This is a genomic window from Streptomyces deccanensis, assembly GCF_022385335.1.
In the GTDB taxonomy this organism is placed as follows: Bacteria; Actinomycetota; Actinomycetes; order Streptomycetales; family Streptomycetaceae; genus Streptomyces; species Streptomyces deccanensis.
Map to the genome: position 1 here is coordinate 8,808,782 of NZ_CP092431.1, position 12,080 is coordinate 8,820,861.

General features: G+C 70.5%; 10 protein-coding genes and 1 tRNA gene. 5 read left to right on the plus strand and 6 right to left on the minus strand.

The genetic code is table 11. From position 1 onward, the window contains the following. The first annotated feature begins 180 nt into the window (after positions 1 to 180). On the plus strand, positions 181 to 1,215 hold the full coding sequence (locus L3078_RS38765; protein ID WP_239760652.1) for a multicopper oxidase domain-containing protein: 1,035 nt from the start codon (positions 181 to 183) through the stop codon (positions 1,213 to 1,215). Positions 1,216 to 1,375: 160 nt separating this feature from the next. Continuing rightward, on the plus strand, positions 1,376 to 2,452 hold the full coding sequence (locus L3078_RS38770) for a LacI family DNA-binding transcriptional regulator (RefSeq protein ID WP_239758846.1): 1,077 nt from the start codon (positions 1,376 to 1,378) through the stop codon (positions 2,450 to 2,452). A gap of 46 nt (positions 2,453 to 2,498) precedes the next feature. On the opposite strand, the gene L3078_RS38775 is transcribed toward L3078_RS38770, so the two are convergent. Next, positions 2,499 to 3,716 carry a glycoside hydrolase family 64 protein gene (locus L3078_RS38775; RefSeq protein WP_239760653.1) on the minus strand — a complete coding sequence of 406 codons (1,218 nt, stop codon included), beginning with the start codon at positions 3,714 to 3,716 and terminating at the stop codon, positions 2,499 to 2,501. Between the two features lie 279 nt (positions 3,717 to 3,995). After that, a complete protein-coding gene (locus L3078_RS38780; protein WP_239758848.1) occupies positions 3,996 to 4,787 on the minus strand; it encodes a VOC family protein in 792 nt (263 codons plus the stop codon). Positions 4,788 to 5,099: 312 nt separating this feature from the next. On the opposite strand from L3078_RS38780, the gene L3078_RS38785 reads away from it, so the two are divergent. From L3078_RS38785 to L3078_RS38795, 3 genes are all read left to right on the plus strand, one after another. Continuing rightward, the gene (locus tag L3078_RS38785) at positions 5,100 to 5,348 is read left to right on the plus strand and encodes a WhiB family transcriptional regulator (RefSeq protein ID WP_239758850.1); all 249 of its coding nucleotides are present in this window, start codon (positions 5,100 to 5,102) and stop codon (positions 5,346 to 5,348) included. Between the two features lie 164 nt (positions 5,349 to 5,512). Further along, positions 5,513 to 6,853, plus strand: a complete 1,341-nt coding sequence (locus L3078_RS38790) for an SDR family NAD(P)-dependent oxidoreductase (protein ID WP_239758851.1) — start codon at positions 5,513 to 5,515, stop codon at positions 6,851 to 6,853. A 28-nt stretch (positions 6,854 to 6,881) separates the two neighbouring features. Beyond that, positions 6,882 to 6,954, plus strand: a tRNA-Trp gene (locus tag L3078_RS38795). A 176-nt stretch (positions 6,955 to 7,130) separates the two neighbouring features. Here L3078_RS38795 and L3078_RS38800 read toward each other — a convergent pair. The 4 genes from L3078_RS38800 to ssgD all read right to left on the minus strand — a co-directional run bounded on the left by L3078_RS38800 (position 7,131) and on the right by ssgD (position 11,906). Beyond that, positions 7,131 to 8,108: an acyl-ACP desaturase gene (locus L3078_RS38800; RefSeq protein WP_239758853.1), complete on the minus strand. Its 978-nt coding sequence runs from the start codon at positions 8,106 to 8,108 to the stop codon at positions 7,131 to 7,133. A 224-nt stretch (positions 8,109 to 8,332) separates the two neighbouring features. Then, entirely contained in the window at positions 8,333 to 9,109 is a 777-nt protein-coding gene (gene ddaH / locus L3078_RS38805; protein ID WP_239758855.1) for a dimethylargininase, read from the minus strand. Positions 9,110 to 9,542: 433 nt separating this feature from the next. Next, on the minus strand, positions 9,543 to 11,186 hold the full coding sequence (locus L3078_RS38810) for an ABC-F family ATP-binding cassette domain-containing protein (RefSeq protein ID WP_239758857.1): 1,644 nt from the start codon (positions 11,184 to 11,186) through the stop codon (positions 9,543 to 9,545). 303 nt (positions 11,187 to 11,489) lie between these two features. After that, entirely contained in the window at positions 11,490 to 11,906 is a 417-nt protein-coding gene (gene ssgD, locus L3078_RS38815) for a spore wall synthesis regulator SsgD (RefSeq protein ID WP_239758858.1), read from the minus strand. Between the last annotated feature and the right edge of the window lie 174 nt (positions 11,907 to 12,080).

Consider the following 12,080-nt stretch of genomic DNA (forward strand, 5'->3'; position numbering starts at 1 on the left):
GCAACAGCGCCAAGGAAGCTAGCCCGCTTTGACGCGACTCGCCAATAGCTATGACCGGAATGGTCTGAACTTTGTCCTGGGTGTGGATAAACAGTCGCGCGGCCGCTACCGTCTCACAGGTTGATCACAGCTGCGTCTCCGCAAGATCCGTATCGGCGTGGGGAGTTCCGCATGGACGGGATGGACAGACGAGGGTTCAACCGGCGGATGCTGCTGGGTGGCGCGGCCGCCGCGACATCGTTGTCCGTGGCCATCGAGACCGTCGGCACCTCCGGGTCCGCGAGCGCCGCCACGCAGGTGAGGACGGCCCCGGCGGGCGGTGTGGTCCGACACCTCAAGATGTACGCCGAGAAGCTGCCCGACGGGCAGATGGGCTACGGCTTCGAGAAGGGCAAGGCCTCGATACCGGGCCCCCTGATCGAACTCAACGAGGGCGACACCCTGCACATCGAGTTCGAGAACACGATGGACGTGGCGGCGAGCCTGCACGTCCACGGCCTGGACTACGAGATCTCCAGCGACGGCACCCGACAGAACAAGAGCCACGTCGAACCCGGCGGCACCCGCACCTACACCTGGCGCACCCACGCCCCCGGCGTCCGCAAGGACGGCACCTGGCGTGCGGGCAGCGCCGGTTACTGGCACTACCACGACCATGTCGTCGGCACCGAACACGGCACGGTCGGCGTCCGCAAGGGCCTCTACGGCCCCGTCATCGTCCGCCGCAAGGGTGACGTCCTGCCCGACAAGACCGTCACCGTCGTCTTCAACGACCTGCTCATCAACAACAAACCCGCGCACTCCGGCCCCAACTTCGACGCCACGGTGGGCGATCGCGTCGAGTGGGTCGTCCTCACGCACGGGGAGTACTACCACACCTTCCACCTGCACGGTCACCGCTGGGCCGACAACCGCACCGGCATGCTCACCGGCCCCGACGACCCCAGCCAGGTCGTCGACAACAAGATCGTCGGCCCCGCCGACTCCTTCGGCTTCCAGGTCGTCGCGGGCGAAGGGGTGGGCGCGGGCGCCTGGATGTACCACTGCCACGTCCAGAGCCACTCCGACATGGGCATGGTGGGCCTCTTCCTGGTGCGCAGGACGGACGGGACGATCCCGGGGTACGAGCCGCACGAGCCGCACGAGCGCCGCGACTCGGAGGCGTCGGGGGCGTCGGAGGCGTCCGGGGGGTCCGAGGCGTCCCACGCCCACTGAGACTCACCGAGGGGAAGGCTGACCGGGCCGCACCCGCTCGGCCGGTGTGGAGATCCGCCGCGTAGTGGGCGACGACCGGTGGCCGAGGGTCGGGAGCGCTCTCAGCGGGCTCTTTCCCAGGGCTATCCTGGGCGGAGCCGGCCCGGAGGAGTGTTTCGTAGTGACCGAGACAGCGTCGCGTCCCACGTTGGAGGCCGTGGCCGCGCGGGCCGGGGTGTCCAGGGCGACGGTGTCGCGGGTCGTCAACGGCGGCGAGGGCGTGCGGGAGCCCCTGGTCGAGCGGGTGCGGAAGGCGGTCGAGGAGCTCGGGTACGTGCCCAACCAGGCGGCCCGCAGCCTCGTCACCCGACGGCACGACGCCGTGGCCGTGGTGATCGCCGAGCCGGAGACCAGGGTCTTCGCCGATCCCTTCTTCGCCCTGCAACTCCGGGGCATCAGCAAGGAGTTGACCACGCACGACTCGCAGCTCGTGCTGCTGCTCACCGAAGGACCCGAGGACTACGCCCGGGTGGGACGGTATCTCGCGGGCGGACACGTCGACGGGGCGCTCGTGTTCTCGCTGCACCTCGACGACCAACTGCCCGCGCTGATCCGGGGCGCGGGCGTCCCCACCGTGTTCGGCGGCCGTCCCGGCTGGGCCGACGGCGCGCGCGGCGACACGGCCACCGTGTACGTCGACAGCGACAACCGGGGCGGCGCGCGGGACGCCGTACGCCATCTCGTCGGTCTCGGCCGCACCCGGATCGCCCACATCACCGGGCCCCTCGACCAGACCTCCGCCGTGGACCGGCTCGACGGGTTCCGGGACGTCATGGTGGACGCCGACCCCCGGCTGATCGTGGAGGGCGACTTCACCCCCGCCGGTGGGGAGCGGGCGATGCGGGAACTGCTCGGCCGCTGCCCCGAGGTGGACGCGGTGTTCGCCGCCAACGACGTGTCCGCGTCCGGCGCGCTGCGCGTGCTGCGGGAGTTCGGGCGACGGGTTCCCGAGGACGTCGCCGTGGTGGGCTTCGACGACATGCTGCCGGTGGCCGAGCAGTCCGATCCGCCGTTGACGACGGTCCGTCAGGACATAGAGGAGATGGGCCGGTTGATGGCCAGGCTCCTGCTCCGGGGCCTCGAACGGCGGACCCCCGGCGAGCCGGGCGAGCCGGACGGCCGGGGCGGCCAGAGTCTGGTCGGCACGCCGTCCAGTGTGGTCCTGCCGACCACCCTGGTACGGCGCGCCTCCGCGTAGGAGCCGCGGCCGTGCCCCGTGAGGGGCGGCGTCACCGGCTGAGCGCTCAGGCGCCCACCGTCACCGTGAACCGGCGCGGATTGCCGTCGTGGGCCGCGCCCGACACGTCGGGCTGCCCGTCGGGCCGTACGTCGTCGTACGGGAAGGCGTATCCGATGGGCGAGTTGGCGTGCACCACGCGTGACCAGTGGTTCGTCACCGTCCCCCGGTAGTAGTCGGCCGCCGTCGCGCCGTTCGGCTGTGTGGGGTGGGTGAGCATGATCGAGCGGTTGAAGCCCGCCGCGAGCCGGGCGAGGAGGGCCTTCTTGTCGTCGGGGTCGCCCGGGTTGTTGGCGAACGGGCCGTGGTTGCAGGTGAAGATGTCCTTCGAGGCCGGCTTGGCGAAGGAGTGGCCGCCGGCGAAGGTGAGGGTGTCCCCGGACACCCGCCCGGCGAGGACGCCCCGGCCGCCCTGGAGGTCGATCCTCAGGTCCGTCGACCGGTACCTCTCCCACACCTGGTCGACGTAGGAGTTCCAGTAGGCGCGGAACGGCATCTGGTCCGGCCGGTCGAAGTACGGGGCCATCAGGTTCTGCGGTGAGATGACCCGCAGCACCCGGCCGTCGCCGCCCCGGATGACGAGCCGGTCCCAGGGCTGGCCGTCCCGCGCCGACTGCGCCACCAGGTCCGCGGCGATCCGGTCCACCGCCCCGTTCGGCAGCGGGGCGACCGTGTGGGTGCTGTCACCCTCCAGCGTCAGCCCGATCGGCAGGGCCGTCACCAGGTCGACATAGCTGATGTTGGCGAACAGCTGCGTCGGATTGAACGTGAACTCGCAGAACGACCACGTCTTGCCGTAGTTGGCGTCGGCGGGTGTCGCGAACGCGGGCTCGACCAGGGCGGGGCCCGGGTTGAGGAAGAACTCCAGAGTGGTGTCGCGCACGAAGTAGACACGGGCGCCGAACATCTGAGGCAGCGTCAGTACCTTGGGCGCCGAGCCCGCCGCGCCGAGCGGGATCGCACAGTCGACCGGCAGGGGCGTCTGGGGCGCCGAGGGCGAGGTCGGCCGGTACACGCTCCCGTCGGCCCGCAGCAGCACCCAGGCACCCGTCGACTGCTCGTGCCCGGTGACGTACGCCCGGACCGTGCCCGGCAACGAGGCGTTCCGAAGGGCGAGTTGGCAGGTCGCGGGCGCGGCCTGGGCGGGCGCGCCGAGGGCACCCCCGACGGCGGTGGCGCCGACCGCGGCGGCGGCCGTGGACAGGAACGTACGGCGGGAGATCACGATGGCCTCCTGGACGTGGGGGAGTGGAGGCACAGCGGACGGGGCCCCTGCTGTGGTTCCCCCACTGTTGCCAGGGGAAGTTGAGCCGTCAAGACTTATGACTGAGAGCGCTCTCAAGAACTGGGATGGGTTCAGGAGGTGATTGGAAGTCGGCGGAACCGCCGACGGCCTTCCACATCGCGGGCGCGCTCCGCCGCTGGGGGCGCGCTTGCGCATGAGGGGTCGCGCTTGTACCCCCATGGAACCTCGCCCGACATGCCGCCGGGGAGCGGAGATGCCCTAACCCTGCGGCTGCTCGCTCCTGATCACCGCGAACCGGGCGCCGTACGGGTCGGTGAGCTTGGCGAAACGGCCCGCCCCCGGGAGGTCGGTGGCTGGCGACCGGAGGACGCCGCCGCGCTCCAGCGCCCTGCTGACCGCGGCGTCCGTGTCCGGGACCTCGAAGTACGGCAGCCAGTACGGCCCCGAGTCCGCCTCGCCGGGGTCTTCGTCGAGGGGCACGATGCCGGCGAACATCGACCGAGGTTCGGTGCCCGCCGGGTTCACACAGGTGTAGGTGGAGCCCGCGATGTCGATCGCGGAAGTCTCCCAGCCGAACACGGAGTTGAAGAACCCGGCCGCGGCGGGCAGATCCGGCGTGTAGAGCTCCAGCCAGCACAGCGAGCCCGGGGCCATGACGACGTCGAGCCCGGTGACGCGGGCGGGCTGCCACACGCCGAAGGGCACCCCCGCCCGGTCGGCGAGGATCGCCATCCGACCCTCGTCCGCCACGTCCATCGGCCGCATCAGCACGGTGCCGTGGGCCTGCTCGACCGCCTTCGCCGTGGCGTCGGCGTCCGGCGTCCGGAAGTAGATGTTCCAGGACGGCGGGCCCTGCTCCGGGGGGTTCTGCATACCGGCCGCGGCGGTACGGCCGTCGAGCCGGAAGAAGCCGTAGCCGCCCATCTCGGGGCCGGCCGACTCGAACTGCCAGCCGAAGAGATGGTGGTAGAAGGAGGCGGCTCCCTCGATGTCGGGAGTGCCGAGGTCGATCCAGTTCGGGGAGCCGGTGACATAGCGGGTGGTGAGCATGGCTGTGCTCCTCTGAGGAGGTCCGAGATGGCCCGTCGTCCGTACCGCCGAGTCTGGCACCGCGCACGCGCGATCGCCCACGCAACGGACGGACGCGCCGCGAACGGTTCGCCGTGGTTCCCCGAAAGGCCGCCGCCGGCCTGGGCGCTGGCTGCGGTGACATCGGAGCCGACCTCCTCCACGAAGCCGACGTACTAGTGCCCCATCGGGCGCGGATCACCGATCGGCTCCGCTCCCCGGTAGGGCCACACGAGGCGTTGTGTTGATGGCGCGTTGATCGAACGTTTTTCGGCGCCCGGCACGATGCTGTGCATGCTCAACGAAACGATCACCCCGATCGACCGTGCCTGGCAGGAGCGGGCGCTGTGTGCGCAGACGGGGGCCGACTTCTTCTTTCCCGAGCCCGGCAGCTCGGTGCGTGAGGCGAAGCGCATCTGCGGTATGTGCGAGATGCGCACCGCCTGTCTCGAGTACGCGCTGTCCAACGACGAACGGTTCGGCGTCTGGGGCGGACTCTCCGAGAAGGAGAGACTGCGCCTGCGGCGCACCGACAACGGCTGACCCCTCTTGATATTCGATGGGCCCCGCCCAGAGCGGTCGCATAGGATCCGGGGGCGCGGTTCGGAGGCGACGCGGAGGCAGGCGCACCGCCTCGGCCAGGCCGCACATGCTGGTACCCACCCGGTCGTCCGAACCGTGCTCGACGGATCGAGCGGGGGGCAGGCATGGGCGAGAGCGCTGGGATCACCGAGGAGGAGCTGGCGGCCTTCCACCGTACGGTCGGCAGACTGCGGGCGCTGCCCGTGGACGACCCCGTGCGGCTACGGACCGAGCGGGTCGCCGCGTCCTTCGCGCGCGACGGCTGGAAGCGGCGCCGCAAGGCGCACAGCGCCCGGAAGTCCGCCGCGGACGCCGCCGTGTTGGCCGCGACGGCCACCGGAGCCCTGGACCGGCGCGAGGACGCCCCGCTGTCGGAGCGGGCGGCGGGCGGCGGGGGACGCCTCCTGAAATCCCGTCACTGCTACGTCTGCAAGTCGCTCTATCGACAGGTCGACGCGTTCTACCACCGGCTGTGCCCGGACTGCGCCGCCGACAACACCGCACGCCGCGCCCTCGGCACCGATCTGAGCGGGCGCCGCGTGCTGCTCACCGGCGGCCGGGTGAAGATCGGTTTCCAGCTGGCGCTGATGATGCTGCGCGACGGCGCCGAACTGCTTGTCACCAGCCGCTTCCCGCACGACACCGTGCGCCGCTTCCGCGCCGAGCCGGGCAGCGCGAAGTGGCTCGACCGGCTGACCGTCGTCGCCGTCGACCTGCGGGACCCACGCCAAGTACTGGGCCTGTGCGAGCAGTTGCGGCAGGAAGGCGAGCCGCTGGACATCCTGGTCAACAACGCGGCCCAGACGATACGGCGGCCGCCGGAGTCGTACGCGCTGCTGGCCGCCGGAGAGTACGACGCGCTGCCCGAAGGGGCGCGGCAGGCACCGGGGTTCACACCGATGCGGATGCTGGGCGCCGGGGCCGCCACACTGCCCGTCGCGCTGCGCGAGGCCGACGAGGCCGGGCTGCTGCCCGACCCCTCCCCGGAGAACTCCTGGTCGGCGCGGCTCGGCGAACTCGACCCGGCGGAGGTCCTGGAGACCCAGCTGGTCAACTCCCTCGCCCCGGCTCTCCTCTGCGACCGCCTGCTGCCGCTGCTGCTCGCCGCCCCGCGCCCCCGGCGCTACGTGGTCAACGTGACCGCCGTCGAGGGCCGTTTCGCGGTGCGGAACAAGACGGCCGGGCATCCGCACACCAACATGGCCAAGGCCGCCCTCAACATGCTCACCCGCACCAGCGCCGCCGAACTCGCCGAGCAGGGCGTCCACATGTGCGCCGTCGACACCGGCTGGATCACCGACGAGAACCCCGCGCCCAAGAAGCGCCGGATGGCCGGCGCCGGGTTCCGCACCCCGCTCGACATCATCGACGGCGCGGCCCGCGTCTACGACCCGATCGTGCGCGGCGAGGCGGGCGACCCGCTGTCGGGCGTGTTCCTCAAGGACTACCGGGAGGCGGAGTGGTGAGGGCAGCGGCTAGGCTCACGGCCAAGGGTGGGGCGTAGCGCAGAGGCAGACGCGCCGGTCTCCAAAACCGGAACACGCTGGTTCGAATCCAGCCGCCCCACCCCCCTGCGCCGCAGGAACCCCGGCGCCGCAGGCACCCCGCGCCGCAGGAACCCGCGCCACCTGCACCCGCACTGCACCGGCGCCCACGCACCGGCGTGCGTGGGCGTCACGCGCCTGCGGTCGTCACGGTCCCCGCGGTCGTCACGCGCCCGCGGTCGTCACGCACCTGCCGTCGTCACGCTCCCGCGCGCGCCGCCATTCGTGCCTTGCGTGCCGCGAGCTTCTCGTCGAACTTGCGGGCCTCCGCGTCGAGACCGCCCATGTAGAGGCCGAGTTCCTCCTGGGCCTTCATGCCCTCGGGGCCGAGGCCGTCGATCTCCATGATCTTCAGGAAGCGGATGACGGGCGCGAGGACGTCGTCGTGGTGGATGCGCATGTTGTAGACCTCGCCGATGGCCATCTGCGCGGCGGCCCGCTCGAAGCCGGGCATGCCGTGGCCGGGCATACGGAAGCCGACGACGACGTCCCGGACGGCCTGCATGGTGAGGTCCGGGGCGAATTCGAACGCGGCCTTCAGCAGGTTCCGGTAGAAGATCATGTGCAGGTTTTCGTCGGTCGCGATGCGCGCCAGCATCCGGTCGCACACGGGGTCACCGGAGTGGTGGCCGGTGTTGCGGTGCGAGACACGGGTGGCCAGCTCCTGGAAGGCGACGTACGCGACCGTGTGGAGCATCGAGTGCCGGTTGTCCGACTCGAAGCCCTCGCTCATGTGCGCCATACGGAACTCTTCGAGCTTGTCCGGGTCCACCGCGCGCGAGGCGAGCAGGTAGTCGCGCATCACGATGCCGTGCCGGCCCTCCTCCGCGGTCCAGCGGTGCACCCAGGTGCCCCAGGCGCCGTCACGGCCGAAGAGGGTGGCGATCTCGTGGTGGTAGCTGGGCAGGTTGTCCTCGGTGAGGAGGTTCACCACGAGGGCGATCCGGCCGACCTCGCTGACCTTCGACTGCCCCTTCTCCCACGCCTCGCCGTCCTCGAAGAAACCGGGGAAGTTGCGGCCGTCGCTCCACGGCACGTACTCGTGCGGCATCCAGTCCTTGGTGACCTTCAGATGCCGGTTGAGTTCCTTCTCGACGACTTCCTCCAGCGCGTACAGCAGCCGCGCGTCGGTCCATTCGCCGGACGGGCTGCCGAGATGGGGAGAAGTGATCGACACAGAGGCTCCAGGGGGACGTGCGGGGACGGGACATGCGGCGCCGCCGCGGACGGGCGACCTGAACCTACGGCATCGTAGGCTACGAATCCGTAGGTTACGATGCCGTAGGTTAAGTGCGCTGTAAAGATCCCTGATCAGCGGGGTCCCCGCCCATGATCCCCGGGCATGCCGAAGGCCCCGAGGACCCGCAGGTCCCGGGGCCGAAGGGGTGAAGCGATCACCCGTCAGGCGTACAGTCCACGCAGCCGCACCGAGAGGCATGTCACACAGCCCTCGAGCTTCTCGAACTCGCTGATGTCGACCACGACGGGCTCGTAGCCGAGGTCGGCGTACAGCTCGGCCGTCTTCGGCGCGCTCGCCGCCATCAGCAGTTTGTGGCCGCCGAGGAGCACCACATGCGCCCCGGCCTCCTCCGGCACCGGCAGGAAGCGCCCGAACAGCGACGGGGTGTCCATCTTCGGGATGTGCCCGACGACCGTGCCGTCGGGCAGCGCCGTGACCGCCGACTTCAGATGCAGCACCTTGCTCACCGGCGCGGAGACCACCCGCGCCCCGAGCGGCTCGAACGCGGCCCGCAGCTGCTGGACCCCGGCCGCATTGGTGCGTCCGCCCCGCCCGACGAACACGGTGTCGCCGACCTTCAGGACGTCGCCGCCCTCCAGTGTGCCCGGGTCCCAGACCCAGTTCACCGAGCAGCCGAGCGCGGCCACGGCCTCCTCGATCCCCTCGGTCTCGTCCCGCCGGGACTCGGCGCCGGGGCGCGCGATCAGCGCCACGTTCTTGTACATGACGACGGTGTCCTCGACGAACACCGAGTCCGGGCAGTCGTCGGCCGGGTCCACCTCGATCGTCTCCCAGCCGTGGTCGCGCAGGGCCTCGCCGTACGCCTCCCACTGTTCGACCGCGAGGTCGACGTCCACCTCCGTGCGTTCGACGTGCGTGACGAGGCCTTCGGCCAGGCGGGGGCTGGGGCGGCGGACGAGGGCCTTCTTGCTGGGCACGTGGGTGACTCCGAATCGAACGACGGTTTTCCGGCGCCCGATGAAGCGACGCCGGTCCGCCATCATGCAGTCCCGGCCCACGAGGACAAAACCGTTCCTGAAGACTGGGCAGGAGTGAGCCTGGCTCAGCCGCGCGCCCCGAACGGTCTTGGGCGAGCTGGTCCCCGGCGTACTCAACCCCGAGGCAGCGACACGCATCCTGTGCGTGGTCCGATCCCGGGAGGTCGGTTCCCTGTGCGACCTGGCCAGGTGGGTACGGCCAGTGGCGACGGGGAGGCCCCGGACCATCTCTCTGGTGGAGCGGGGCCCCGCACGCTGGCGCCATATCCGGTGTCCCAGATCGCGCGATGACGTTAACCCGGACGGCCCAGGGCGACGCAAGCCAGGAAGCCGACCATCACACGATCGAGTTAAAGCGGCCCTATGCGCGCTCCTAGGCGAGTCGTGACTCGGCCGCCGCGATCTCCTCCGGGGTGGTCGCCCGCAGCTCTCCCTCCTCCATCAGCAGCCAGCGGGTGATTCCGATCGACTCCAGGAACGGCAGGTCGTGGCTGGCCACGATCAGCGCGCCCTCGTACCCCTCCAGGGCGGTCGTCAGTTGCCGCACGCTCGCCAGGTCGAGGTTGTTCGTCGGCTCGTCCAGCATCAGCAGCTGCGGGGCGGGCTCGGCGAGCATCAGGGCGGCGAGGGCGGCCCGGAAGCGTTCCCCGCCGGAGAGCGTGGCCGCCTGTTGGTCGGCCCGGGCGCCCCGGAACAGGAAGCGGGCCAGGCGCGCCCGGATCCGGTTGTTGGTGGCGTCGGGCGCGAACCGGGCGACGTTCTCGGCGACCGTCAGCTCGTCGTCGAGGACATCGAGCCGCTGCGGCAGGAACCGCAACGGCACATGTGCCTTCGTCTCACCGCTCAGCGGCTCCAACTCGCCCGCGATCGTCCGCAACAGCGTCGTCTTGCCCGAACCGTTGCGGCCGATCAACGCGACGCGCTCCGGGCCACGCAGGTCGAAGCCGCCGTTGACCCGGGCGCCGTACTTCAGCTCCAGGTCCAGCAGGGTGAGGACGCCGCGGCCCGGCGGCACGGCCGTGTACGGCAGCTCGACGCGGATCTCGTCCTCGTCCCGTACGGCCTCCACCGCCTCGTCGAGGCGCTCCTTCGCACCGGCGAGCCGCTCCTCGTGCAGGATGCGATGTTTGCCGGCGGACTCCTGGGCGGCCCGCTTGCGTGCGTGCGCGACGATCTTCGGAACCCGCTTCTGCTCCTGCATCTTCTGCCCGAACCGCTTGCGCCGGGCCAACTTCACCTGAGCGTCCACCAGTTCACGCTTCTGCTTCTTCAGATCGGACTCGGCGACCCGCACCATCCGTTCGGCCGCCTCCTGTTCGGTGGCGAGCGCCTCCTCGTACGCCGAGAAGTTGCCGCCGTACCAGGTGACCTCGCCGGAGTGCAGATCGGCGATCTGGTCGACCAGGTCCAGGAGTTCACGGTCGTGGCTGACCACGACCATCACCCCGGACCACGCCTCGACCGCGTCGTACAGCCGACGCCGCGCGTACAGGTCGAGGTTGTTGGTCGGCTCGTCCAGGAGGAGGACGTCGGGGCGGCGCAGCAGCAGCGCCGCCAGTCGCAGCAGCACCGACTCGCCGCCGGAGACCTCGCCGATGGTGCGGTCCAGGTCGACGTGGCCCAGGCCGAGTTGGCCGAGGGTCGCGAGGGCGCGCTCCTCGACGTCCCAGTCGTCGCCGACCGCCGCGAAGTGCTCCTCGGCCACGTCGCCCGCCTCGATGGCGTGCAGCGCGGCGCGGGCGGTGGCGATACCGAGCGCCTCGTCGACCCGCAGGCCGGTGTCGAGCGTGACGTTCTGCGGGAGGTAGCCGACCTCGCCCGCCACCCGAACGGTGCCTTCGGACGGGGTCAGTTCACCGGCGACCAGCTTCAACAGGGTTGATTTCCCTGATCCGTTGACGCCGACGAGCCCGGTCCGGCCGGGGCCGAACGCGATCTGCAGATCCTCGAAGACGGGGGTGCCGTCGGGCCAGGCGAAGGAGAGGGAGGTGCAGGTGAGGGAAAGGGGAGTAGACATGAGGAACCTCGCGGGTGCGGGAAGCGGCCAGGGGCGACGCGTTCGAAACACCGCGAGGGCGACACACGACGAGGGCAAGAGAAAGCCCGCTGCCGAAGGGACGGCTCGTACGCCGAGGTCGCACGCTACGCACACAGGGACGCCGGGATACGGCGGGGTGTGTGACGCGGTGTCTCAGGACCTCAGACGAGCAACGTCCTTCTCCAATCGACGGCAACAGGACCGTGTAACAACGTACGGAGGGGCCGGAAGGGTGTCAACGCAATTAATCACCGACCGGCAACCGGGTCTGGACCGGCACCCTCAGCAGGCGTCGCGCATCAGCTCGGCCAGGTCGTGGTCCAGGTCGACCTGGTGGTGTTCCAGACCGAGCGGCACCAGGTCCATCGAACGCTCCAGGAAACGGCGTACCTCGTCGGCGTGGACATGCACCACGGCCGTGCCCTCGGGGGCGTGGAACTCCAGGACCAGCCGGTCGTAGCCGTACGGGCGGACCCGTACGTCCCCGTAGCCGACCGAGTCCTCCATGCCGGTGACGAGCAGTTCGCGGGCGAAGGTCCAGCAGACCTCGACGCCCTCCAGCGTGGCCGGGGCGGGGAAGGTCATACGGACGGCGAAGGGGTCGCTGCGGTCGTAGTGGAGCGTGGCGGGAATGCTCGGCATCCGCGGCGCGGCGGCGACGAGACGGGCCTCTACGGGCTGCTCGATGACGGTGGACAACGCCTTGCTCCCTTGTGACGGGTGGACGGATTCCGGTTGACTGCGGCCGGGCATGTGCAAAGACGCCGGATCGGGCCGATCCGTGCACATGAGGGTCGAGTGACCTCTGTCACCGGGCCCAATCACTGTGGTGATCCATTTCTCATCCCGCGTTCCGGGATATGGGAGAGGACA